This window comes from Indolivaga capnocytophagoides (assembly GCF_036511535.1).
In the GTDB taxonomy this organism is placed as follows: domain Bacteria; phylum Bacteroidota; class Bacteroidia; order Bacteroidales; family Dysgonomonadaceae; genus Dysgonomonas_A; species Dysgonomonas_A capnocytophagoides.
This window is the reverse complement of record NZ_AP028867.1, coordinates 1297943-1323230: the sequence shown is the minus strand read 5'-3', so window position 1 is coordinate 1323230 and position 25288 is coordinate 1297943. Positions and strand designations below refer to the sequence as shown.

Here is a 25288-nt window from a genome sequence, read left to right as displayed (position 1 = left end):
CTTAAAACTAAATAGATATGAACTTACAACAACATAATATAAGTGCCAACAACTTCGAACAATGTATAAAATGTACAATATGTACAGTGTATTGTCCGGTGTCGGCTGTAAATCCTGATTATCCGGGACCTAAACAGGCCGGCCCCGATGGTGAACGGCTCAGATTGAAAAAAGGGTATTTTTATGATGAAGCACTGAAGCTTTGTCTTAATTGTAAACGTTGTGAAGTTTCTTGTCCTTCGAATGTAAGGATCGGAGATATTATTCAATCGGCTCGAATCAAGTATAGTAAAAAGAAACCGAAGGTCAGGGATTTCATACTAGCTAATACCGATTTGGTTGGGACGCTGGCAACTCCGTTTGCTCCTATTGTAAATACAATGCTAGGATTGAATGTTACAAAGTCAGTTCTGGATATTGCATTACAGATAGATCACAGGCGCACTTTTCCTAAATATTCATTCGGAACATTCGAGGGCTGGTATAAAAAGCAGGCTGACAAGCAGAAGCAATATTCTAAACAGGTGAGTTATTTTCATGGTTGCTATGCAAATTACAATAATCCGCAACTGGGGAAAGATCTAGTGACTGTATTTAATACTTTGGGTATCGGGGTGCAGTTGCTGCGAAAAGAAAAATGCTGTGGGGTGGCTCTTATTTCCAATGGGTTTATAAATCAGGCGAAAAAACAAGCCCGAGTTAATGTGGAATCGCTGAGAGAATCTATCGTTGATAAAAAGATACCTGTTGTAGCGACATCATCTACATGTACGTTTACAATTCGGGACGAATACCCTCATTTATTGGATATAGACACAAAAGATATAAAAGATGATATAGAATTGGCAACCCGTTATATTTATCGGTTGTTAAGTAAAGGAGAATTGGATTTGAAGTTCAAGAAAGAGAAGATAAAAGTTGCTTATCATACTCCTTGTCATATGGAGAAACTCGGATGGGCATATTACTCACTCGAATTATTGAAGCTGATCCCGAATATTGAATTGAAGGTATTGGATTCTCAATGTTGCGGCATTGCAGGAACCTATGGTTTCAAAAAGGAAAATTATAAAACATCTCAGGATATTGGCCAAGGTTTGTTCGACCAGATAGAGTCAAGTGATATAGATTATGTGGTGACAGACTGCGAAACATGTAAATGGCAAATCGAAATGTCTACATCTAAGCGATGCGAACATCCTATATCTATATTAGCAATGGCTTTGGAGGTCTGAAAAGTTTCGAATTAAGTTTCGTCTATGGCTTACTGATGTTTTTAAAAGAAAGATTATCCTTTCCTCAGTTTTATTTTAGCTTGTTCATTTAAAGAGACGTTTTTTGCATTGATAGAATATTATATGGGTAAATCTTCTTTTTAAAGCATTTATTATTAGTTGTTTAATGTGTTATTCTATTGCTGGATGTAAAAAATATAACAAAATTTAATATTTAATCAATTTAGATTTGTGAAACTTTATTATTTTATGTATATTTAGTTATGTAACGAAACAAATAGCTAAAACAGTATTTCAATTAGCATTATAGTTAGGTTTTATTATATAAAAAAAATTAGAACTATGGCACAAGTTTATAACATCAATCAGAAAGATTCTTCTTTGGAAGAATGCTGTACTTTTGAGACTAACGGACAGGATATCAATACTGAGTATTCGTCAACGTATATAGGTGTACTGAGTGTATTTAGAGAAGTTTTTCAGTTGATAGACTTTCCTAAGATTATTACACAAAAGCAGAAAAACGAAAATTGAAGTATTCGGTACTGACGTAATGGGATAGTCAAAATCGGATAGAATCTAATTTTATCCTATAACTTTTATGACACTTTTTCCGTTTGCTGATTTCGTTACCTGTATCTGTGTGGATATACGCTCTTTCATTTCTTCGACATGAGATATCACTCCTATCTTTCGACCTTGGGTCTGGAGACTTTCCAATGCATCCATAGCAATACCGAGAGTCTCAATGTCAAGAGAACCGAATCCTTCATCTATAAACAGTGATTCGATTTTCATCCTATTGGAAGAAAGGGAGGATAAGCCCAAAGCCAGTGAGAGGGAGATCAGAAATGATTCTCCGCCCGATAACGAGTGTACTGTGCGTACTTCACCCAGCATATCATTGTCGATAACCTGCAAAGCCAACGTATTCGGGATTTTTTCGAGTTTATAACGTTTCGATAATTCTTCCAGATGCTTATTGGCATATCCTAGTAAAACATCCAGTGTATAACCTTGAGCTATTGCTTTGAACTTATTTCCATTAGCAGACCCCAGCAGGTCATTCAACTTAGCCCAGTTGTTGTATAGTTCTTCTTTCGTTCTGATTTCTGCTTCGAACCCTTTTAGGCGTTCTTTGTTTTGTTGATGAGACGAAAGAGTTAGATGAATTTCCATTAAGCGGTTATTTAGGCTTTGTTGTTTGGCTGATAATTCATCAGATTGTGTCTGTAGATTTTCCAGAGTCAGGCTTTCTTCGGGTTTCTCTTCTTTTTCCTGATGCTTTTGTAAGCGGATATTTCGTTCGTCTAAAGTAGTTGATTGAATAAGTTCCTGTTTTTTTAAGTCGTTGAGATAAGCTTTCTCCTGATCAATCCATGTTTTAGATTTAGACATGAGATCCTGCAGTCTTTCAGGTGTGATCGTACTGTTATGATTTAGCCATATTTGGATAATATCTTCCAATCTGCTTATCTCTTTTAAATTATTCTCGATGTCATTTTTGAGTTGAGAGATGATACCCGATACTGTTGATTTTTCGGCTTCGGCTTTTTCTCGGAGCTGCCTTTGTTGTTCGTATTTGTTAGAGTAATCTTCTTTGAGATAGGTATATCTTTTCTCTATTTCATCTATGCTCTTTCCTTTTAGTATCTGAAGTCGTTCTTCAGTATCTTTTTTGAGTACCATTGATTGATTATCTAGATTTTCCGAACGTTGTTTGATCTCGCTTAAACTTATTTCTAAAGACTTTTGTTCGGCTTCCAACTTAACGGTATTTGTTTCTATTGATATAGAACAAGTCTCGAGTTTCACCTTATTCTCATTCCAGATAGTAGTAATGTCGGAAAGCTCTTTAGCCAATATGCCTTGTTGATTTCTTATTTCCCAGTTGGGTAAGGTATTCAGGTCTTTTTTTAATTCTTCGATAGATTCTGCATAGCGTTGTTCGAATCCGGATATGTGAGTTTGAAATATGGTGATGTTCTTTTGTGTAAGATCAATACTTTCTTTGGATCGGCTTATATCTTCGGCTATTTTTTTCTTCGCAGTGTTTAGCTCGGATTCGTTTATCGAGTCTTGTTGACTTCTGAAGATTTCCGTGTGATGATGCGTATTTCCGCACACAGGACAGGGATATCCTTCTTTCAGCTTTTCCCTTAGGCTTAGAATTTCAGACGGAAGAAGATTGTTTAAGCGTTCAGCTTCTTCTTCCTGCTGTTTTAATCGGTTTGTATTGGATTGCAGTATCGTTTTGCTTGATTTCAGATCTTTTAGCGTATTGTCTTTCTGTATTCTGTTTGCTTCAGATGCTTTCAGGAGGTTTATAATGAGGTCGATACGGGGGATTATTCTATCATATTGTTTATGGTCGTCAAACCATTTTTCAATAGATACCTTAGTCTCTTTTGCTTTTTGCAATTGAACTTGCAGTTCAGCTATATTCCGGCTTGTCTTTTTAGATGCTTCCAAATGGAGTTCGAGGTTCTTCTGGTTTTCAGATACTTGTACGCTTGTCGATTTTATTTGGATATCCAATTCTTTAGCACGGTCTATATCAGGTCTGATTGCTAGGTATTTCTGATCAAGTTCTTCTACCTGAACTTTCAGGACCTTTAGGTTTTCATCCGCTATTTTGGCTTTTTCCTGAGCAGTTTTTAATTCGGTCTCTTTTAGTTTTAGATTGGCAGAAAGGCTAATTTGCTGTTTCTGCTTATTGATTAATTCGATATAGCTATCCCGTATTTCTTGCGATGAATCTAACATAGAGATATATTCGTAGCGTTTCGCTGCATCTTCTATTTTAGATTGAACTGTAGTTAAATTAGTTTTGGCGAGAATGCTTTCTTTCTTTAGCTGATCATTATCTTTTATCCAGTTCAGTTTTTTTTCTATAACGGATAATTGCTCTTTGATCGGTTCAGTTTCCTTTTGCAGGGATTCTTTTTCCTTAACAGCCGATTCAAATTCTTCATCAGTTAAAAGTTTAATATCGGCTTTCCTTTGATTGATAATATCTAATGATGTCTTGGCTTCATTGGTCTTTTGAAATATAAGGGCAGATATTTTAGAGTATATTTCTGTTCCTGTTAACTTTTCGAGAAGTTCGGCTTTTTCGTTTTGTCTGGCTTTCAGGAATGTTGCAAAATCGCCTTGTGCTAACAGCACAGCACGTGTAAACTGGTCGAATGTCAGCCCTATAACTTCGGTTATTCTGTTTAGTATATCTTTCTTAGTACCTTGTTCTTCAGTTTGAGTCGAAAGATTTTCCAGCTTTATACTTGTGTTTTGCAGGGCACCATCAGCTTTTCCTCTAGCTCTTCTTACCATCCAGCGAGAGCGGTATTTATCTCCGTTGAGAGCCACGAAGTCTACCTCGGCATAACCTTCGGCGGTTCCTTTCCGTAAGATATTGCGGCTGTCTTTCAGTGTGATATTATCCAGATTCTCGTCTTCTATTTTTAATTGCTCGGCTTTGCTTAATCGGGGAGCATCATCAAACAATGCAAGACACAAAGCATCAAGCAGAGTTGATTTTCCTGCTCCGGTAGGACCTGTTATTGCAAATATTCCTGTGGATTGAAGCGGTTCTGATGTAAAATCTACAGCAAATTCATTTTCGAGAGATGCTAGATTTTTACCTCTGATAGCTAATATTTTCATCGGTTGACCTCCTCTATTACATTTTGTAATAATGATTTCATCGAATCGGGCATTTCATTTCCGAATCGGGATAGAAAAACATCTTCGGCCATTTCCATCGGATTGATTGTCCTTAATTCTTCATAAGTGATGGCTTTACTTTCTTTGTTGTGCTTTAGTTTATAAGGAACAGCACTTGTCAGTCGGACAGATTTACCTTTAAGTGCTTCTTCGATCTGATTTCTCATCGAGGGCTCAGGTTCTGTTATAAGTACTTTAAGCTCCAGATAAGGAGAATCGGAATGAACTTCTCCATTTGGTAATTGGGATATTTCGCTTAGCACTTCATCTAAAGGTTTTGGTGTTTTGGGTAGGCTGATTAGTTTAACCGGAGGTTCGAAATCAATTCTTGATATTTGTTTTAGTTCATCCTTTTCGATCTCAATCAGATTAATTCCCTGTTTATAGTTCTTTTCGGCGAAAGACATGGGCAGAGGGCTACCCGAATATCTGACATTTTCACGCCCCGATACACGTTGAGCTTTATGGAGATGTCCCAAAGCTGTGTATACAATATCCTTGCGGTCGAAAACTTCCGGCGATATACATTCCAGGCCACCTATGATGGTACGTTCCGATCGGTCGTTTTCAGAAACCTCCGATCCGGTAGCTTGTAAATGCCCCATAACTATAATGGGAACATGAGGTTCTTTTACTTTCAGCAATTCATTATACAGGTTGTCATACATTTCTTTTACTCCCTTTGAATAGCTTTCAGCATTTGGATAATCTCCCTGCCTAAGGTAGGGTACAGCTATACACCAACCATTTATTTGGTTGTCTTTTGAAAGAGGAACAAAAAGATTCTGATAATCAATCAATCCGTCTTCATTCTTACGTATAATTCCCTTTATCCTTATATTCATATCTTCAAGTAGAGGGCCCGGAGCTTCCAATCGGGCAGCGGAATCGTGATTGCCGGCGGTAATAATTATTTGCAAGTTCGGATTTCCCAAGGATACTTCTCTTAGAAATCTAAAGTATATTTTCTGAGATTCGGCTGATGGATTCGGGCTGTCAAATACATCGCCCGATACCAGTAATGCATCAGCATTATATTCTCTTATAGTCTTTTTCAACCATTCGAAGAAAAATTTATGTTCTTCCTTGCGGTCGTAACCGAAGAAGTATTGCCCGATATGCCAATCGGCTGTATGAAGTAAACGCATATTGTAGTTCTTATTAAAGAAAAGCTTTCTTACAAAATTAACAAAATAAGAGATGGATCATCTGTTTTTTTAATGCTCAATATTACAAAAGGATATAAATAGTGATTTATCCTAAAGATATACCTCATAATTATCTATGAAAACAAGCTTGTATATAGGTTTGATTTGTTAAAAGGATGATGACACTTTATCTATGTCTGTTTTTGTGTTTTTGCTCTTAAACTGAGTGTTTGTCTCGTTTTTTAGACTTTTTTTGTCTTTTATTGGTTGTTTAATTAGCCGTTTTAACTGAAAAAGAAAAAGATGGCTGGATATTTCTCTTGTTAATTTTCTTTATTTTGTTCCTAACCTATTACTTTTGATAAGTTTTTGACAAAGGACAAACTTAATTATTAACAAACTAGGCAACATTTATGGATTTATTATATAAAAGAGAACCCTTGAAGTGTTCTGATTATAATAGCTCGGATAAACCAATAATAGAAGTAATCAAATTAAGTAAAAATGCTAAAGGTTTCGTTACGTTATGCGATAATGAAATAGTGTTTTTTTTAGATGGAATTATTAACCTTAAAATAAAAGATTTGCCCGAATATATAGCTGATAAAAATGAAATATTTCTTATTCCTACAGGAAAATACTTTTCATATACAGCTATGAGTGAGTGTTCTTTTATTGTATTCAGAATAGATGACTTGGGAAAATACTCCGATATATTTTTGTCTCCGAATATATCTTATGCGAAAACTTCTTGTTGTATAGATTTGAATGATTCCGGACCGGCAAGAATTCATTCCTTGAGAATGAATGCATTTATGCGTATGTTTCTGGATAATCTGAGAGAATGTATGAATAATGGATTGAGATGTATTCATTATTTCGAATTGAAAACAAAAGAGTTATTCTTTATTCTAAAAGCTAATTATACAAAAGAGGAAATTTGTTATTTGTTCCCTTTTATCTCAAACGAATCGGGCTTTTCGGGACAAAGCTGTTTGGGTTGATTAACTATTAATTGCAGAGGATAATTAGAATTTACGACTTAGATCGTCTGAATCCTTTTTCTGCAATGTATACGCCCGATAATATTAATATTGTGCCTATGAGAGCAATAATGGTGATATGTTCGTCAATTACAATCGCTGAAGTCAGCAATGTAATTAAAGGTACAAAATAGATGTAATTAGAAGTCTGCACAACGCCCAGTTCTTTTACAGCCATATTCCATGCTATAAAGCAAAGGAGGGATGCGACCAGCCCTAGAAAAATAATATTGAATAAAATTACAGGAGTGTCTAACAATTGAGGATTGAGTGTTGAAGACTTCAATGCGAAGAAAGGAAGCATAGTTATGATTCCATAAAAGAAAACTTTGCGAGTAATAAATAAGGTAGAGTAGCGACCATTCAACTGTCTTAAAATAATTCCGTAAAAAGCCCATGACAAGGCTGCCAGTATCGTTAACACATCTCCAAGAGGATTGATGCTGAGTATAAAGCTTCCATTAAACACAACCAGAGCTACACCCAGAAAGGCTGTTAATGAACCGAATATCAAAGATGATTTAAGTTTTTCCTTTTTGTATAGGATCCACGACAATAGCGCTGTAAAGATAGGAGAGGTACAAATAATAAGTGATACATTCGATGCCAATGTAATTCCCAAAGCCGTATTTTCGAATATAAAATACAATGCGCCGCCGCATAATCCGGATGCAGCAAATAAAAGTTCATCTTTTGTCGTGTTCGCAAATAATTTTCGGGGACAGATAAACCAGATTCCGATATATGCCAGTAGAAAGCGGTACAAGAAAATTTCGACAGGTGAAAGTCCATGATTGATAAGTATCTTGGTTGATACAAATGTAGTACCCCAAACAATAACCGTTAGTATTGCTATTAAGTGAAATTTATAACTATTTAATGCAGACATAGTGAAAAAATGAGAATGTAAAAGTAGTAAGAAATTCAAGTCGATTTTTTGAATCAGACATTTTTTATCCGATAAAAAATGTTTGTTGATAAGTTTGTATTTATTCTTTTATTTGATCATTCAATTTTTAATTTTGTAGAATAAATTCTGAGTATATTTTCAGATTTTAGTTTACTCCTTAGGTTTTCAGGACTTTATATTAAAACAAACTTATTATTCACAATTTTAGACAAATTATAATATATATGAACGGAAAGAAAAACACATTTTTACTACTCCTGTTTATTGTGGTTACAGGTTCGTTAACTGCACAAAAAAAAGAAACAAACCGATATACAAAAGTAGATAATCTGGTTGCCCAAATTTCGTCTGATCAGGGAGAGTCTGTAAAGAGTTTATCAGACTTTATTAAATCGACTTTTGATAATGAAGAAGATCGGATTCGAGCAATATTTTCATGGATTGCTTTCAACATAGCATACGATACTGATAATATGTTTAATGTTGACATTAATGAGACGGATCAGGATAAAATCTTCAAAGCTCTTAAAAATAAAAGAGGAATTTGCGAAAACTATTCGTTACTGTTCGATACCCTTTGCTGTAATGTGGGGATTCAGGCTGAGATTATACAGGGATATACCAAACAAAATGATATTGTAGATAATCTGCCTCACTCATGGAATGCGGCAAATATAAATAATAAATGGTATTTGTTTGATCCTACTTGGGGTGCCGGAGGTGTTAAGGATGGAAAATTTACCAAACAATTAAATGATAGGTATTACAAGGTGGAGTCTTCCGAAATGATCAAGACGCATATGCCGTTTGATTACCTCTGGCAATTTTTGGAATATCCTGTTAATACAGCTGAATTTTATGCAGGAGTAACCAAGGGTGATAAAAAGAGAGGGATGTTCACATTTACTGATTCGATAGCCGTTTATAATAGTCAAACAAAAAATGATCAATTGAAATCTGTGGTTTACCGAGTTGAAAAGAATGGCATCAAAAATATGATGACCATTGAATTTCTTAAAAGAATTAAAACCGAGATAGAAAACAATCGTATAAATATGGTTGCAGATCAATATAATGCGGCTATTGATAATTACAATGGAGGCATTAAGCTTTTCAATGAATTTATAAATTACCGAAATAATAAATTTTCTCCTCAAAAAGAAGATTCCGAAATTCAGCGAATGTTAGACTCTGCGATGGAAAAGCTTAATATGTCAAAAAAGCAATTGTTAGAAGTGAAAATAATGGGAAACCGTGCCGGGGTGTCGGTTGATGATGTAATTAACTCCAATGAGCAGGCTTTGACAGCTTTGAGGGAGCAGCAAGAGTGGCTGAAGTCATACTTCAAAAAGAATAAACTTGCAAGAAAGCTCATGTTCCAAAAAGTTTCATGGTTTGGAATACCTCTCAATTAAGTTGTTAAGTAGGCAAATATAAATTGAGAAGAAAAGATAATATACATTAAAAAGAGATTCAGCGTATTGATTTATCTTATCTAGTTTTTATATTTGTGAAGCTTCATTTTTTAGAAGTTTATTATACAGAGAATAAATATTTAAATCAAATCCATTATGAAAAAATTAGTTCTTTCAGTTGTAATGTGTACAGCATTATTAGCTTCATCGGCAGTTATGGCTCAAGATAAAAAGACAGCTGAGCCGGCAAAAAAGGAATGTACTTCATCAGAAAAGAAAAATTGTACTTCTGCAGATAAGAAAGATGCAAGCAAGAAAACCTCAGAGAAAAAATCTTGCTGCTCTGCTGATAAAGCCGAAAAGAAAAAATAAGATAGTCATTCTGTTTTTTTTCAGCATAGATACAAGCCGTTTACTTCATATAGTAAGCGGCTTTTTGTTTCGTAATAAAAAATATCATTATGCTAATGAAATGTCGTTTAACTGTCATTATGTTTGATTATTGGACTTCTCTTTAAGATGTTATATAATGTTTTTTCTTGATTTTCTTATTTTTTTCTCTGAAATTTCAAGGCTTTTTATTATTTTTATCTTTCGGAATTCCTTTGTTTAAAGGAGTTTAAGGACGTTTAAACATGATTAAATAAATGAGGAAAAAAATTGAATTGGGAAAAACTACTTTACATTTGCATTGTCATCATAGGGATGACAAAAAGCTAACTAAATAAACAATTTAATTTGATCATCAAATTATGAAAAAAGTAGTTCTTTCTATGGTAATGTGCGCAGCACTATTAGCATCTTCAGCAGTTATGGCTCAAAGTACAAAAACTGCTCCGGCTCCAAAAGCCAAAACTGAAGCCAAAGCTGAAGCAAAACCTGCTAAGGCAGAAAAAAAATCAAGTACTACTAAAAAAGTTGAAGAACCTAAGAAAGCTGCAAGCGAGTCATCTAAAACAAAATGATTCTATAAACAGTCCTTTAATTTAGGAGTTAGCACTAATTACCTTCGGGTAATTAGTGTTTTTTTGTCTTATAATGTTTATATATAGTTAGTTGTGAAGTCTTGAGATGTGAATAATTATGTAGCATAGAGTATCTGGTATTCTTCTTGCAGGTCTGCGTATTTTTTTGTATATTTGTTGGCTTTTTGAAGTTTAGCCACGGTGTTTTGGCTGGCTTTTTGAAAAGATTATGTTAAATGAGAAAAAATGACTGATAAAGAAAAAAATCTAGCTAGCGATTCGTATTCAGCTGATAATATTCAGGTATTAGAGGGTCTTGAAGCTGTAAGAAAAAGACCTGCCATGTATATTGGCGATATAGGTGAAAAAGGTTTACATCATCTTGTTTATGAGGTTGTGGATAACTCTATAGATGAGGCTTTAGCCGGTTTTTGCTCAGATATCAAAGTTTCTATAAATGAAGATAACTCAATAACAGTTTGGGATAACGGACGGGGTATTCCTGTAGACTTTCACGAAAAAGAACAAAAATCTGCACTTGAAGTTGTTTTGACCGTATTACATGCGGGAGGTAAATTTGATAAAGGAACTTACAAAGTATCAGGAGGGCTCCACGGAGTAGGGGTTTCTTGTGTCAATGCTTTATCTACATACCTGCGGGCAGAAGTGCGCCGACAAGGTAAATTATATATGCAGGAGTTTTCGTGTGGTAAGCCATTACACGATATAGAAGTATTAGGGGATGCCGAAGATTCGGGGACAACTATTACGTTCAAACCAGATACCAGTATCTTTATTGTATCGGAATACAAATATGATACTTTAGCGTCACGTTTGAGAGAGTTGGCTTTTCTTAATGCCGGTGTAAGATTGTCATTGACCGATCTTCGTCATAAAAAAGAAGACGGATCTTATAAATCTGAAGTCTTTTATTCAGAAAAAGGTCTGGAGGAATTTGTTAAGTACATAGATTCATCGAAAGAAGCTCTTATTGATCATGTGATACATATCACTACTGAAAAGCAGGGTATTCCTGTTGAAGTAGCGATGACATATAATACCTCTTATAACGAGAATATATTTTCTTATGTAAATAATATACATACAATAGAAGGTGGTACACACCTTACAGGTTTCCGCAGAGGATTATCCCGTACTTTGAAAAAGTATGCAGATGATATGAAGATGCTCGAAAAAGTAAAGGTAGAAATCAGTGGAGACGACTTTCGAGAAGGTCTTACAGCTGTAGTATCTATTAAAGTAGCAGAACCTCAATTTGAAGGACAGACTAAAACCAAATTAGGTAATAATGAGGTGATTGGTGCTGTGGATCAGGCTGTAGGTGAAGCTTTAGGATATTACCTTGAAGAACACCCTAAAGAAGCCAAAACAATTGTTGAAAAGGTTATTCTTGCGGCGACTGCTCGTTATGCAGCTCGTAAGGCTCGTGAAATGGTACAGCGTAAATCTCCGCTTACAGGTGGAGGATTACCCGGAAAGCTGGCAGACTGTTCGAGTAAAGATGCTATGTCATGCGAGATATTTCTTGTCGAGGGGGATTCTGCGGGTGGTACAGCTAAACAAGGTCGAGATCGTGGATTTCAGGCTATTCTGCCATTGCGGGGTAAAATTCTGAATGTAGAAAAAGCAATGCCTCACAAGGTTTTGGAAAGCGAAGAAATCAAAAATATATATACAGCTTTAGGCGTTTCGATAGGAACAGAAGATGACAGTAAAGAATTAAATATCGAAAAACTTCGTTATCACAAAGTGGTGATAATGACCGATGCCGATGTGGATGGTAGCCACATTGCGACATTGATACTTACATTCTTTTTCCGCCATATGCGTCCGTTGATAGAACGTGGATATGTATATATTGCTACACCTCCACTTTACTTGTGTAAAAAAGGTAAAATCGAAGAGTATTGCTGGGATGACAGACAACGTCAGGCATTTATCGATAAGTACGGAGAAGGAAATGAAAATGCAATCCATACGCAGCGTTACAAAGGTTTGGGAGAGATGAATGCTTCTCAATTGTGGGATACTACCATGAATCCTGAGCACCGTACATTGCGTCAGGTTACTATCGAAAATGCAGCAGAAGCTGATCATATTTTCTCTATGCTAATGGGTGAAGATGTGGCTCCCCGTCGTGAGTTTATCGAAGACAATGCTACTTATGCGAAGATTGATGCATAATTGTAGACTTATAATATAATTGAATAAGAGACATCACTAAGGTGTCTCTTATTTTTTATAAGCTGCACAAACTTTAATACTATTTTTCATAAGCCGTTTTTTTCAAATTTGTATCTTTGTTTGAACGAATATCCGGTTGATATGAAAAAATATATTTCCCCGCCTTTATTAAATAAGAATGATAAGGCTGTAATTATTTCTCCTTCGGGAAGTATAGAATCATCATTTATAGATGGGGCCAAACTAGTTCTTGAATCATGGGGCCTGAATGTTATTGTTTCCCAATATGCAAGGGAAAAGAACGGGCGTTTTTGTGGAACTGTAGAACAACGTGTCGAAGATTTGCAAGGTGCAATGGATGATCCCGATGTCAAATTGATTTTTTGTTCGAGGGGAGGGTATGGTATTGTTCATTTATTGGATAGATTGAATTTTACCGAAATAAAGAAATATCCTAAATGGTTGGTTGGCTATAGCGATATAACAGCCTTGCATTTAGCATTTATGAAAAATGGGATACTTTCGGCGCATGCACCTATGGCTCGTCATTTGGCTGAGGATGCAGAAGATACAGCTTCTCTGTATTTAAGAAGGCTGCTTTTCGAAGGTATAGATGAATATTCAATTTCTTCACATCCGTTAAATCGAATTGGTATAGCTGATGGTCGTTTATGGGGTGGAAATCTGGCTGTATTGGGAGGACTTATTGGTACTCCTTTTGCTGATGTGCCGGATAATTCCATTTTATTTGTCGAAGATATCGGAGAGGGAGCCTATAAAATAGATCGTATGATGTGGCAGTTGAAACTAGCCGGTGTTTTAGATCGACTTTCAGGACTAGTTGTCGGCCAATTTGCTGATTGTGAAGAAGATTTTCTTATGTATGCTCCTATCTATGAGTCTATAATGAATTTAGTTTCCGGATACAATTATCCGGTAGTGTTTGATTTTCCGGTAGGACATGTAAAAGAGAATTTTCCTTTAGTGTATTCCGGAAAAATCAGATTGGAAGTCAACACACATAAAGTTTTACTCAAAACACAAAACTAATGTTAGAAACCTTTTTATTAGTATTATCCATACTTGTTTTTATCAGTATTCTGGTAGGTAGGATAGGGGGGCGTTTAGGTATTCCCGCTTTGGTTCTGTTTATAGCGGTTGGTATGGCTTTCGGATCCGATGGTATAGGTATCACGTTTAATAATTTACATGTGGCAGAAGCTATCGGTACTGTTGCATTGTGTATTATTTTGTTTTCAGGCGGATTGAATACTAAATTCAGTGAAATAAAGCCGGTTATAGGTCAAAGTGTAGCACTGGCTACAGCCGGAGTTCTTCTTACAGCAGCATTTACCGGATTTTTTGCATGGTGGTTGTGTGGCGAATTGTTGCCTTCTCTTGGCTTTTCGCTGATAACAGCTTTCTTGTTGGCTTCGGTGATGTCATCTACTGATTCGGCTGCGGTATTTGCTATTCTGGGATCAAAAAATGTAAAGTTAAAAAATAACCTCCGTCCGACGCTCGAATGCGAAAGTGGCAGCAACGACCCGATGGCGTATATGCTTACCATTACTTTGATCAGCCTGATAAAGGCAGGAGGTGAACCCGATATTCTAAAGATTGCTTTATCTATTGTTATCGAGATAATTATCGGTGGAGCAGCAGGATATTTTATTGCTAAATTTGCAGTTAAGTTGTTGAATAAGATGAGATTGGATAATGATGTTTATTATCCGATAATTGTATTAACATTCTGTATATTTATATTTTCGTTTACACACTTTATAAAAGGTAATGGTTTTCTTGCGATATATATAGGTGGTTTAGTGATTGGTAATTCTAAATTTATAACTAAGCGTACTACATTCAAACTGTTTGATGCAATATCATGGCTGAGTCAAATAGTTATGTTCCTGATGCTGGGATTGTTGGTTGAACCACACGAATTGTATCCGGTAGCAGTTCCTGCCCTTGTTATAGGCCTATTTATAATATTTGTAGCCCGTCCGCTTAGTGTATTTATCAGTCTGGCTCCTTTTCGTAAGGTCTGTTTTAAGGATAAGGTATTTTTGTCGTGGGTAGGCTTGCGTGGAGCTGTGCCTATTATATTTGCTATTTATCCATTGACAGCACACGTACCTCATGCCCGTTTTATTTTTAATGTGGTTTTCTTCATTACTTTATTATCGATTCTTTTACAGGGTACATTTCTTACGCAGGTTGCTAAATGGCTCGGACTGCTTGCTCCATCAAAGAAGCGGCGAAGGCTGGATGATTTTGATGTAGACTTGGCCGAAGATATAGGCTCTATTTCGACAGAGATCGTTGTAACTGATTATGCTCTGAAAAACGGGCATGCCTTGATGAATATGCCTTTACCGGATGATGCTTTGGTTGTTTTGGTGAAACGGGGCGAAAAATACTTTATTCCGAAAGGTAAGACTGAGTTAAATGTCGGAGATAAATTACTTGTAATGATGAATAATGAAGAAACTTTGTCCGAAACATACGAAAGTATGGGGTTGGCAGGTGTAAACGCTAATAAAAAGAGATAATATAAATGAATTTCAGCCCTTTTTGTTAATTTTGTAAATACAGTTCTTAATTAATAAGTAACAGTAAGTATTTAAGGTTGCATTTTTTTATGATAACTAACTATTGCTGTTATGCTTGGATAGTCAATAAATAGGTCTAGGACTTAATAATTATATAGAAATTAAAATGAGCTTACGAAACATATCATTAATAGGATGCACTATAGGGTTGCTGGCTTGTTCGTGTGGACAAAAGACAACAACGAACAACACATCTGCTGAACAGAAATATCAACAGGTATCGCCTGTTTTTAATTCGGATAGTGCATATTCGTTTGTAGATAAGCAAGTGGCGTTTGGCCCACGTGTACCTAACTCAAAAGAGCACATTGCATGTGGAGACTATCTCGTTGCTGAGCTGAAGAGATTTGGTGCAAGTGTTACTGAACAGCGTATGGATGTTAAAGCATTTGATGGCACTGTTTTACATTCCCGAAATATTATCGGGTCTTTTAATCCTGAAAATGCCAGCCGAGTGTTACTCTTTGCGCATTGGGATACACGTCCGTTTTCGGATCAGGATCCCGATGAAAAAAATCATAAATCTCCTGTACAAGGAGCTAATGACGGTGCGAGTGGGGTAGGAGTTCTCTTGGAAGTTGCACGTTCTATACAAACCCAGTCTCCGAATATAGGCGTTGATATTATATTTTTTGATGCAGAGGATTATGGTACTCCTTCATTTGTAACTAATGCGCCGGAAGGTGAATGGTGGTGCCTAGGTTCGCAATATTGGTCTAAAAATCCACATATACAAGATTATAAAGCCCGTTTCGGCATTCTGCTGGATATGGTTGGGGCTCCCGATGCAACTTTTTACAAAGAAGCTATCTCTCGTCAGTATGCCAATGATATTGTAGAAAAAGTTTGGCGTACAGCCCGTGATCTTGGCTATGGTAAATATTTTATCGATAAAAATGGCGGAGGTATAACAGACGATCATGTACCTGTGAATGAAAACAGAAGAATCCCGAGTATAGATATTATTCATAATGACGAAAATACACAGTCTGGATTTGGATGGTATTGGCATACATCAAAAGATGACATGAACAGTATCAGTAAGGAAACATTGAAAGCAGTAGGGCAAACAGTGTTGGAAGTGGTGTATAAAGAAAAATAACAATAACTAGATATAGAGGGGAACCTCAGATAATAAATAATGGAAAAAGAATTGAGCTTTCCAAGCATCAATGATGTACAGGATGAGATTATCGAAGACTTTTCGGTTTTTGATGATTGGATGGATAAATATGCTTTACTTATAGAGTTAGGTAATTCGTTAGAACCCTTAGACGAAAAATTCAGGGTAGAGTCTAATCTTATACAAGGGTGTCAGAGTCGGGTTTGGATTCAGGCGGAATACGTTGACGGTCGTATTTATTTCAAAGCAGAAAGTGATGCTGTGATCGTGAAGGGTATTATAGCTTTACTTATTAAAGTATTGTCGAACCGTACTCCTGATGAGATTATAAATGCAGACCTTTATTTCGTAAACCGTATAGGTTTAGATGAACATTTGTCGCCGACTCGTTCGAACGGATTAGTGTCTATGATAAAACAAATACGTTTTTATGCAATGGCTTATAAGGCAAAAAATGCTTGATGATATATAAATAATTTTACAGAAAGAGATTTTGTAAAAGATGGTTTAGAGTAATTAGCAGGGATATTCGATATGAATTTTCTGCTAATTTTGTTAAAAGACTTATTAAAAAATCAGATAATATGATGAAATTAAGGTTCCCATTTTTATTTTGCTGCCTGTTTCTTTTACAAATCTTAAATGGGCAAACTGTAACATTAAAGCAGTTATACTCCACAGGAAGGGGATATGATGTAAAGAATCCTGTAATGATGGATTCGATAAATATTAAAGGTGATAAATTTGAGAATAAAAATCTTCTCGAAACATTTATATCTTTCCCTGATCAACAAGCCTATACGGAGTTGTTAAAGTCTGATTTGTCAGGTTATTTTCTTTTAAGTAAGGCTCAGGAAGGGGCAAGATTTCATCTGCTTTCATTTCAATTAAATGTGGATAAATATGCTAAGACCGTAGTGAAGATTTCTGCGCCCAGCATGTTTGAGGCATATATCAATGGAGTCAAAGAAACATCAAAAGTAACAGTCGAAGATACTTTGACATCTTCTAAAACTGTAAAACTTACATTTCCCGGACAACCCGGTACTTATAATATAATGATTAAGTACCTGAGTTTATCAACAAATAAGAGTCCTGAAGGAGTAAAAGTTACGGTTGAACCGGAAGATAAAAATGCTCAGGTTAATTATACATTCGGGGTAAATGAAAAAAGGAATGTAACGATAAAGGATATATTGGAGGGTACAAGATTAACTAATACTTCGATATCCCCTAATGGGCAATATGTTATATTGGAGTATCTAACTGTAAAAAACGATGGGAAGTCGTTTTCTGAAAAAGAGTTGCTTACCTTAAGAACGAACAGAAGGGTAGCTTTGGATAATAGCAAAAAATATGCATGGATGCCGATTTCTGATAAACTCTACTATGTAAATGGATCAGACAGTAAAAATATTTTGTATACAGTAGATCCTGAAACATTAGCAGAACAAGTTTTAGTAAGAGATATTCACGCCGGGAATTTTCGTTTTACATACGATGAGAAATCTTTATTGTATACAGAAAGTGAAGCTCCTGATCCTCAAAAAGGTGATCTGGTACTGATATCTACGCCCGAGAACAGACAGCCTGATGCGGATACCCGCTATTTTATTTCACGTTATAATTTGCAAACTGGAATAAAGGAACGTTTGACCTATGGTAAGAATTCAGCAAGAATCAATGATCTGAGCCGGGATTCCCGCTATTTATTATTTTCGACTTCTGAGTATACTCCTACTATAAGACCCTTCTTTTCCAGTTCGTTATATATGATGGATTTGCAGACTCTGGCGATAGATACAATCTGGTCGGATCAGTATTTTGTAAGTTCGGCATCATTCTCTCCTGATGGAAAAAGCCTGCTCATTGAAGGTTCGGGAGAAGCATTTGGTGGCATCGGCAAAAAAGTGAAGGATGGACAGATTCCTAACAGTTATAATGGATTGGCTTTTATAATGGATTTAGCATCGAGAAAGGTTGATCCCATAACCAAATCATTTGATCCAAGTGTCGATTATGCAGTTTGGAATCATACTGACGGACAGATTTATTTAGGTGTCACCGATAAGGATTATCAACGGGTTTACAGGTATAATCCAAAATCCAGGCAATTCGTTCAGCTGCAATTAGTCGAAGATGTTGTTCGTTCAATGGACTTTTCGGAAGGTAGTAATTTTGCAGCATATATAGGTTTAAGTGTATCAAACTCGACCAAAGCATATACTATTGATTTGAAAAGTGATAAAGCAACGCTGATATCGGATCCTTATAATGAGCGATTAGAAAAATTGAATCTGAGCAAAGTCCAGGATTGGAGTTTTACTGCATCGGACGGAACTACAATAGACGGACGTTTTTATCTTCCGCCAAATTTCGATTCTTCAAAAAAGTATCCTTTGATTGTTTATTATTATGGAGGCACTATGCCTACTCCCCGTACTTTTGATGCGCCATATCCCGGACATGTGTACGCAGCTATGGGATATGTTGTGTATGTTTTGCAGCCGAGCGGTACTACCGGATACGGTCAGGAATTTGCCGCCCGCCATGTCAATGCCTGGGGGATACGTACAGCAGATGATATAATAGAAGGTACTAAGAAATTTGCATCTGAACATTCTTTCGTGAATGATAAAAAAATAGGGTGTATTGGTGCTTCTTACGGAGGATTTATGACTATGTACCTGCAGACGCGTACCGATATTTTTGCAGCAGCCGTATCTCATGCCGGCATCAGTGCTTTATCAAGTTACTGGGGCGAGGGTTATTGGGGATATACCTATAGTTCGGGGGCCAGTGCAGGCAGCTATCCATGGAATAACAAAGATTTATATGTAAATCAGAGTCCATTGTTCAGTGCAGATAAAGTAAATACTCCCTTATTGCTGTTGCATGGAACAGAAGATACAAATGTGCCGATTGGTGAAAGTATCCAAATGTTTACAGCTTTAAAGATATTAGGTAAACCTGTTGAATTTATTCAGGTTAAGGGTGAAAATCATGGGATACGTGACTATAAAAAACGTATAGAATGGAACTATTCTATTTATGCATGGTTTGCCAAATGGCTGCAAGATGATCCTTCGTGGTGGAATAGCTTGTACCCCCAAAAAGATTGAGGCCGAAGGTTTTTTTATTTACTTATGGTAAAAAAATAGATCTTTTGTGATTTTTGTTAATATTTAGCGACTATTAGTGAGATAAAGTGTTTTTCTTATCTTATATAGTAAACAAATAGACAAGATTACTGAATTTTATTAATTAATAGGTCTGAGACCTTTAGATTATAAAACTTTACATATGAAGAAAATTTTTAGTGTTTTAGGTTTAATATTCATGTCGGGAGCAGCAGTTTTTGCTCAGCATATCGAGTATGATGAATATACCTTGGATAACGGATTGCATGTTATCTTGCAACAGGATAATTCAGCTCCGGTAGTAACAACAGCTGTCATGTATCATGTGGGAGCTAAGGATGAGAATCCCGATAGAACGGGATTTGCTCACTTCTTTGAGCACCTGCTGTTTGAAGGAACGGAAAATATTGGTCGTGGGCAATGGGATAAAATAATGGGTGCCAACGGCGGTAGCGGAAATGCTAATACGACGGACGACCGTACTTATTATTATGAGACATTCCCGTCTAACAATCTGCAATTAGCATTATGGATGGAGTCGGAGCGTATGTTTCATCCGGTTATTAACCAAATAGGAGTAGATACACAACGAGAAGTGGTAAAGGAAGAGAAACGTATGCGTATGGATAATGCTCCTTATGGACGTCTGTGGGAATCTATTAAGAGTAATCTATTCAAAAAGCATCCATATCGTTGGGCTCCCATCGGTTCTATGGAGCATCTTAATGCTGCTACATTAGATGAGTTTAAAGCATTCTTTAAAAAATTCTATTTACCAAGTAATGCGGTATTGGTTATTGCCGGAGATTTTGATAAAGAACAAACAAAAAAATGGATTAACGAGTACTTTGCTACTATACCCAGCGGACCTCGTCCTGCTAAGAATCAATATGTAGAAGATCTTATAACTACTCAGATAAATGCAGTCACCGAAGATCCTAATATTCAGTTGCCAATGTTATTGAATGCTTATCGTACACCTTCGATGAAGCAACGTGATGCAAGAGTTCTGGATATGATATCTTCTGTTTTGAGTGATGGAAAAAGTTCAAGGCTTTATAAACGATTGGTTGATAAAGATAAGCTTGCTCTTGAAGCATCTTCGTTTAATATGACTGAAGAAGATTATAGTGCATATATTATCTATGCAATCCCAATGACAGGAAAAACGGCAGAAGAGGTTCAGAAAGTAATAGATGAAGAGGTTGCAAAAATATCAACTGATCTGATTTCTGAAAGAGAATTTCAAAAGATTCAGAATCAATTCGAAAATGCTGCGGTTAATGCAAATGCAACATCAGAAGGTATAGCTCATAATCTGGCAGAGGCTTATCTGCTGTATGGAGATACTAAGTTGGTAAATACAAGTATCGATATATACAGATCTATAACAAGAGAAGAAATAAGAGATATTGCAAAAAAGTATCTACAGCCTAATCAACGGGTAGTTATAGATTATATTCCTCAAAAATAAGGTCTCAGACCTTTTTGTTGACTTTGCAAGCATAATAGCAACAGTCTGTTATCGCTTAAAATACGTCATTAAATACTTTCTGTTACTAAATAGTTCAGAGATCTAAAATTGAAAACGAATATGAAAAAAATATTATATGTAGCCCTGGCATTTGTATTAAGCGTATCGCTGCAAGCTCAGGTCGACAGGTCGGTTCAGCCAAAACCGGGTCCTGCTCCAACAGTAAACTTAGGCAAAGCACAAAGTTTTAAATTACCCAATGGATTGACTGTTCTTGTGGTTGAAAACCATAAGCTGCCAAGAGTTACATTTACTTTGGCTTTAGATAACCAGCCGAGTGTGGAAGGTGATATCAAAGGGGTAAGTAATTTAGCCAGTTCGATGCTGGGAAATGGAACTTCAACAATATCAAAAGATGATTTTAATGAACAGCTTGATTTCTTGGGGTCATCAGTTCGTTTTGGTATTGAAAATATAAGTGGAAACAGTCTTTCAAAATACTTCCAACAGACTTTATCTTTAGTTGCTAAGGGGGCTTTAGATCCTTTGTTTACACAGGAAGAGCTGGATAGCGAAAAGGCTAAATCTCTGGATGGCTTGAAGGCTGACGAAAAAAGTACAAAATCAATCGCAAACCGTGTACGGAGTGTGCTTATATATGGAAAGAGTCATCCTTACGGAGAATATCTATCCGAGCAGTCTATCAGTAAGGTTTCGCTAGTTGATGTGAAGAACTATTATAAGACAAACTTTGTACCAACTAATGCTTATCTGGTTATAGTTGGAGATGTAACATTTGCAGATGCTAAAAAATTGGTAGCCGAAAATTTCTCTTCATGGAAAAAAACTCCGGCTCCGGTTTCTAAATATACAGAGCCTGCAAATCTGACTAATACTGAAATTGATTTCGTCGATGTTCCAAATGCCGTTCAATCTGAGATTTCGGTGAATAATGTAGTTAATTTGAAAATGACTGATTCTGATTATCTTGCGGCAATGCTTGCAAATTATATTCTTGGAGGAAGCAGTGATAGCTACTTGTTTATGAACCTTCGCGAAGGACATGGATGGACATATGGCTCTTATTCTAATCTTTCGGGAGATAAATATACTTCAGATTTCAGAGCATATGCTGCTGTTCGTAATGCAGTAACAGATAGTGCTGTAGTAGAAATGTTGAAAGAAGTGAAACGCATCAGGTCGGAAGTTCCTACAGCAGATGCTTTAAAGTTGGCAAAGGCTAAATTTATCGGTTCATTTGTTATGAATGCAGAGAAACCTCAGACAATAGCTAGTTTTGCTTTAAGAGAAAGAACTCAGTATTTACCTGCCGATTTTTATGAGAATTATATTAAAAATATCGAAGCTGTGACTTTGGAACAAGTACAGGCTGCTGCCCGTAAATATCTGACAGATGATGCAGCTCGTATTGTTATTGCCGGAAAGGCCTCTGATGTATTACCCGGATTGGAAAAGATAGGGCTGCCTATCAACTACTTCGATAAATACGGTAATCCTGTCGCCAAACCCGAGGCTAAAGCTGTTTCGTCGGATGTTACGGTCAAAAGTATTCTTGATAAATATATCAGTGTGGTGGGAGGTAAATCCGCACTTGAGCAGATCAAAACCTTAATGGTAACTTCTAAAGCTAAGATTCAGGGACAGGAACTGACTTTAATAAAGAAAGAAACTGCTGATGGAAAATCATTTCAGAATGTATCAGTCATGGGGATGACTATGCTGAAAACCGTTTATAATGGAAAGTCAGGTTATGCGGAAATTCAGGGACAACGTAAAGATATGACAGACGATGATCTGGCTGAATTAAAATATGCTGCCGTATTTCCCGAATTGCTGATGGTTAATTCTTCGAGTATTCAACTTGCAGGTATTGAAAATATCAACGGTACGGATACTTATAAGCTAGTTGATGGCGATGTGTCATTCTTTTATGATGTGAAAACTGGATTAAAAGTAGCCGAAGGTGTCAAAAAAGAAGTCGCTGAAGGTCAGACCGTAGATCAGATTGGATATTATGGTGATTATAAAGAAATATCTGGAGTAAAGATTCCTTACAAATCTACGTTAAATGTAGGTATGGAAATTGAACTCAACGTGATTGATGTAAAAATTAATGAGGGTGTTTCTGATGCAGATTTTCAATAAATATTTGCGATAATAGTTGCATTTAGATACTTAAAAGAAGCCTCGAATCAGATTCTGATTCGAGGCTTTTTTATACCTTTGTCATGATATTCAAATTGATATATTTTGACCCCGATAATAGATACATCTAACCCTGAATTTAAGAGTGCTTTGGATTTGATAACCCGTACTCGGCAATCGGTTTTTCTTACAGGAAAAGCTGGTACAGGTAAGTCTACATTTCTGAAGCATCTTTGCGAAATTGTTAAAAAGAAATTTATAGTACTGGCTCCGACCGGTATTGCCGCCATTAATGCCAATGGATCAACGATACATTCATTCTTTAAATTACCTTTTCGCCCTATGTTGCCCGATGATCCGGATTTGAGTTTGGTTAATGGTCGGATATTCGAATTTTTTAAATATAAGAAGGAACATAAAAAGCTGATTCAGGAGGTAGAACTCATTATTATTGATGAAATATCGATGGTACGAGCTGATATGGTTGATTGTATAGATCGTATCCTTCGGGTATATTCTAATAATATGCGGACTCCGTTTGGGGGTAAGCAGTTGGTTTTTGTTGGGGATGTCTTCCAGCTTGAACCGGTTGTAACAAGTGATTCAAAAGATATTCTTAACCGCTTCTATCCGAATCCTTATTTCTTTTCGGCAAAAGTATTCTCAGAAACAAGACTTGTGCCTATAGAGTTTACGAAAATATACCGTCAGTCAGACAAGGCTTTTATTTCTATTCTGGATAAAATTCGGAATGGAAGTGTGGGAGCGTTAGATCTCCAGACATTAAATAGCCGATACAATCCGTCATTTAATCCGTCAGCAGATGAAATGTATATCACATTAGCAACCAAGCGGGATAATGTTGATTATATAAATGAACGGAAAATGGCAGAATTGTCTACTCCCGAATTTTTAAGTCCGGGATTGATCGATGGTGATTTTCCCGAATCGAGTTTGCCTACAGCCAAAGATTTATTGTTAAAAGAGCATGCACAGGTTATGTTTATCAGAAATGATATGCAATGGCCTCGCCGATGGGTAAATGGTTCGCTGGGGGTTGTGTCTAACATTGATGAGTATGACAATGTATATGTACTGCTTGAAGATGGACGTGAAGTACAAGTTGACTTGGAAACTTGGCGTAATTACAGGTATAAGTATAATGAAGCGGAGAAAAAAATCGAAGAAGAAATCATCGGCACATTTACCCAGCTGCCATTGAAGGCTGCTTGGGCTATTACTGTACATAAGAGTCAGGGATTGACCTTTAATCGGGTGATCGTCGATTTTAATGGTGGTGTATTTGCAGGAGGGCAGGCATATGTCGCTTTGAGCCGTTGTACTTCATTGGAAGGTATGACTTTAAAGAAGGCAATTGGCAGATCGGATGTATTTGTCAGATCTGAAATCCTAGAATTCAGCCGTCAATTTAACAATCAGCAATTGATAGAAAAAGCGTTGAAGGAATCTGATGCCGATTATCTTTATAAGCAAACCGTAGACTTGTTTGATAAAGATGACTTTGAAGCAAGTATTGAGACGTTCTTTAAAGCAATCAGAGCACGTTATGATATAGAAAAACCTTTGTCGAAGCGTTTTATTCGTAAAAAATTGAACGTAATAAAGGAACTGAAAGATCAAAATCAGCTGCTTATCAGTAAAATGCTGGAACAACGAAAAGCATTGCATAAGTATGCCGAAGAGTATTATCTGTTGGGTAATGAATGTATTGTTTCGTACAAAGATACAAGAGCAGGTTTGGCTAACTTTAAAAAGGCATTGGAACTCGATCCTACTTATGTAGATGCATGGGTAAGAATGGGTGTTACCCACTATGATTTGAAAGACTATTATGAAGCAGATGTTTGTTTTAATAAAGCGGTTTCTCTAAGTCCGATGCTATTTAAGGCTCTTTACAATAGAGGGAAGAATAGGATAGCTATGGAAGAATACGAACTCGCTATAACAGACTTGTCTCGGGCTTCGGGTATTAAAGCCGACCATGCGGCCTGTCATGAATATCTGGCTCAGGCTTATGCCAATATAGGCAGTGAAGAAATGGCGCAAAGACATTTGATGATTGCGAGAGAAATAAGAGGTGTTAAAGATGATGAGGAATAATTGAT

18 protein-coding genes are annotated in these 25288 nt (G+C 36.4%); 15 read left to right on the top strand and 3 right to left on the bottom strand.

Annotated elements, in window-relative coordinates; genetic code table 11:
• The first annotated feature begins 17 nt into the window (after nt 1–17).
• Together glpC and AABJ51_RS05485 are read left to right on the top strand one after the other, a co-directional pair.
• Nucleotides 18–1235 carry an anaerobic glycerol-3-phosphate dehydrogenase subunit GlpC gene (glpC, locus tag AABJ51_RS05490; RefSeq protein ID WP_338374696.1) on the top strand — a complete coding sequence of 406 codons (1218 nt, stop codon included), beginning with the start codon at nt 18–20 and terminating at the stop codon, nt 1233–1235.
• A 342-nt stretch (nt 1236–1577) separates the two neighbouring features.
• A complete protein-coding gene (locus tag AABJ51_RS05485; protein ID WP_026627491.1) occupies nt 1578–1769 on the top strand; it encodes a hypothetical protein in 192 nt (63 codons plus the stop codon).
• A gap of 51 nt (nt 1770–1820) precedes the next feature.
• Here the strand turns inward: AABJ51_RS05485 and AABJ51_RS05480 are convergent, their stop codons facing one another.
• Both AABJ51_RS05480 and AABJ51_RS05475 read right to left on the bottom strand, forming a co-directional pair.
• The gene (locus AABJ51_RS05480; RefSeq protein ID WP_338374695.1) at nt 1821–4898 is read right to left on the bottom strand and encodes an AAA family ATPase; all 3078 of its coding nucleotides are present in this window, start codon (nt 4896–4898) and stop codon (nt 1821–1823) included.
• On the bottom strand, nt 4895–6106 hold the full coding sequence (locus AABJ51_RS05475) for an exonuclease SbcCD subunit D (RefSeq protein WP_338374694.1): 1212 nt from the start codon (nt 6104–6106) through the stop codon (nt 4895–4897). Before AABJ51_RS05475 ends, AABJ51_RS05480 begins: the two co-directional genes overlap by 4 nt.
• Before the next feature lie 413 nt (nt 6107–6519).
• Between AABJ51_RS05475 and AABJ51_RS05470 the strand changes: the two genes are divergently transcribed.
• Nucleotides 6520–7110, top strand: coding sequence for a hypothetical protein (locus AABJ51_RS05470; RefSeq protein WP_338374693.1), 591 nt, complete (start codon nt 6520–6522; stop codon nt 7108–7110).
• Nucleotides 7111–7141: 31 nt separating this feature from the next.
• On the opposite strand, the gene AABJ51_RS05465 is transcribed toward AABJ51_RS05470, so the two are convergent.
• The gene (locus AABJ51_RS05465; RefSeq protein ID WP_338374692.1) at nt 7142–8038 is read right to left on the bottom strand and encodes a DMT family transporter; all 897 of its coding nucleotides are present in this window, start codon (nt 8036–8038) and stop codon (nt 7142–7144) included.
• A 245-nt stretch (nt 8039–8283) separates the two neighbouring features.
• On the opposite strand from AABJ51_RS05465, the gene AABJ51_RS05460 reads away from it, so the two are divergent.
• The 12 genes from AABJ51_RS05460 to AABJ51_RS05405 all read left to right on the top strand — a co-directional run bounded on the left by AABJ51_RS05460 (nt 8284) and on the right by AABJ51_RS05405 (nt 25283).
• The gene (locus AABJ51_RS05460; RefSeq protein WP_338374691.1) at nt 8284–9474 is read left to right on the top strand and encodes a transglutaminase domain-containing protein; all 1191 of its coding nucleotides are present in this window, start codon (nt 8284–8286) and stop codon (nt 9472–9474) included.
• A gap of 156 nt (nt 9475–9630) precedes the next feature.
• Nucleotides 9631–9846 carry a hypothetical protein gene (locus AABJ51_RS05455; RefSeq protein ID WP_026627485.1) on the top strand — a complete coding sequence of 72 codons (216 nt, stop codon included), beginning with the start codon at nt 9631–9633 and terminating at the stop codon, nt 9844–9846.
• Nucleotides 9847–10226: 380 nt separating this feature from the next.
• Nucleotides 10227–10439: a hypothetical protein gene (locus AABJ51_RS05450; protein ID WP_026627484.1), complete on the top strand. Its 213-nt coding sequence runs from the start codon at nt 10227–10229 to the stop codon at nt 10437–10439.
• Nucleotides 10440–10685: 246 nt separating this feature from the next.
• On the top strand, nt 10686–12644 hold the full coding sequence (gene gyrB / locus AABJ51_RS05445; RefSeq protein ID WP_026627483.1) for a DNA topoisomerase (ATP-hydrolyzing) subunit B: 1959 nt from the start codon (nt 10686–10688) through the stop codon (nt 12642–12644).
• A gap of 141 nt (nt 12645–12785) precedes the next feature.
• Nucleotides 12786–13694 carry a S66 peptidase family protein gene (locus AABJ51_RS05440; RefSeq protein ID WP_338374690.1) on the top strand — a complete coding sequence of 303 codons (909 nt, stop codon included), beginning with the start codon at nt 12786–12788 and terminating at the stop codon, nt 13692–13694.
• Nucleotides 13694–15199 (top strand): potassium/proton antiporter, encoded by a 1506-nt coding sequence (locus AABJ51_RS05435; protein ID WP_338374689.1) that lies wholly within the window; start codon nt 13694–13696, stop codon nt 15197–15199. Before AABJ51_RS05440 ends, AABJ51_RS05435 begins: the two co-directional genes overlap by 1 nt.
• Before the next feature lie 166 nt (nt 15200–15365).
• The gene (locus AABJ51_RS05430) at nt 15366–16361 is read left to right on the top strand and encodes a M28 family peptidase (protein WP_338374688.1); all 996 of its coding nucleotides are present in this window, start codon (nt 15366–15368) and stop codon (nt 16359–16361) included.
• Between the two features lie 39 nt (nt 16362–16400).
• Complete coding sequence (locus AABJ51_RS05425) at nt 16401–16844, top strand: SufE family protein (RefSeq protein ID WP_338374687.1); 444 nt, start codon at nt 16401–16403, stop codon at nt 16842–16844.
• A 122-nt stretch (nt 16845–16966) separates the two neighbouring features.
• Nucleotides 16967–19504 carry a S9 family peptidase gene (locus AABJ51_RS05420; RefSeq protein WP_338374686.1) on the top strand — a complete coding sequence of 846 codons (2538 nt, stop codon included), beginning with the start codon at nt 16967–16969 and terminating at the stop codon, nt 19502–19504.
• A 181-nt stretch (nt 19505–19685) separates the two neighbouring features.
• Nucleotides 19686–20996, top strand: coding sequence for a M16 family metallopeptidase (locus tag AABJ51_RS05415; RefSeq protein ID WP_338374685.1), 1311 nt, complete (start codon nt 19686–19688; stop codon nt 20994–20996).
• A gap of 120 nt (nt 20997–21116) precedes the next feature.
• On the top strand, nt 21117–23162 hold the full coding sequence (locus AABJ51_RS05410) for a M16 family metallopeptidase (protein ID WP_026627477.1): 2046 nt from the start codon (nt 21117–21119) through the stop codon (nt 23160–23162).
• A 105-nt stretch (nt 23163–23267) separates the two neighbouring features.
• The gene (locus AABJ51_RS05405) at nt 23268–25283 is read left to right on the top strand and encodes an AAA family ATPase (protein ID WP_026627476.1); all 2016 of its coding nucleotides are present in this window, start codon (nt 23268–23270) and stop codon (nt 25281–25283) included.
• Nucleotides 25284–25288 lie beyond the last annotated feature (5 nt).

Bases quoted from the DNA above. Each gene is read 5' to 3' on its own strand.
- AABJ51_RS05430 (WP_338374688.1), top strand. From the start codon at position 15,366: ATGAGCTTACGAAACATATCATTAATAGGATGCACTATAGGGTTGCTG.
- AABJ51_RS05480 (WP_338374695.1), bottom strand. From the start codon at position 4,898: ATGAAAATATTAGCTATCAGAGGTAAAAATCTAGCATCTCTCGAAAAT.
- AABJ51_RS05440 (WP_338374690.1), top strand. From the start codon at position 12,786: ATGAAAAAATATATTTCCCCGCCTTTATTAAATAAGAATGATAAGGCT.
- AABJ51_RS05450 (WP_026627484.1), top strand. From the start codon at position 10,227: ATGAAAAAAGTAGTTCTTTCTATGGTAATGTGCGCAGCACTATTAGCA.
- gyrB (WP_026627483.1), top strand. From the start codon at position 10,686: ATGACTGATAAAGAAAAAAATCTAGCTAGCGATTCGTATTCAGCTGAT.
- AABJ51_RS05485 (WP_026627491.1), top strand. From the start codon at position 1,578: ATGGCACAAGTTTATAACATCAATCAGAAAGATTCTTCTTTGGAAGAA.
- AABJ51_RS05435 (WP_338374689.1), top strand. From the start codon at position 13,694: ATGTTAGAAACCTTTTTATTAGTATTATCCATACTTGTTTTTATCAGT.
- AABJ51_RS05425 (WP_338374687.1), top strand. From the start codon at position 16,401: ATGGAAAAAGAATTGAGCTTTCCAAGCATCAATGATGTACAGGATGAG.
- AABJ51_RS05415 (WP_338374685.1), top strand. From the start codon at position 19,686: ATGAAGAAAATTTTTAGTGTTTTAGGTTTAATATTCATGTCGGGAGCA.
- AABJ51_RS05465 (WP_338374692.1), bottom strand. From the start codon at position 8,038: ATGTCTGCATTAAATAGTTATAAATTTCACTTAATAGCAATACTAACG.
- AABJ51_RS05470 (WP_338374693.1), top strand. From the start codon at position 6,520: ATGGATTTATTATATAAAAGAGAACCCTTGAAGTGTTCTGATTATAAT.
- AABJ51_RS05410 (WP_026627477.1), top strand. From the start codon at position 21,117: ATGAAAAAAATATTATATGTAGCCCTGGCATTTGTATTAAGCGTATCG.
- AABJ51_RS05420 (WP_338374686.1), top strand. From the start codon at position 16,967: ATGATGAAATTAAGGTTCCCATTTTTATTTTGCTGCCTGTTTCTTTTA.
- AABJ51_RS05475 (WP_338374694.1), bottom strand. From the start codon at position 6,106: ATGCGTTTACTTCATACAGCCGATTGGCATATCGGGCAATACTTCTTC.
- glpC (WP_338374696.1), top strand. From the start codon at position 18: ATGAACTTACAACAACATAATATAAGTGCCAACAACTTCGAACAATGT.
- AABJ51_RS05455 (WP_026627485.1), top strand. From the start codon at position 9,631: ATGAAAAAATTAGTTCTTTCAGTTGTAATGTGTACAGCATTATTAGCT.
- AABJ51_RS05460 (WP_338374691.1), top strand. From the start codon at position 8,284: ATGAACGGAAAGAAAAACACATTTTTACTACTCCTGTTTATTGTGGTT.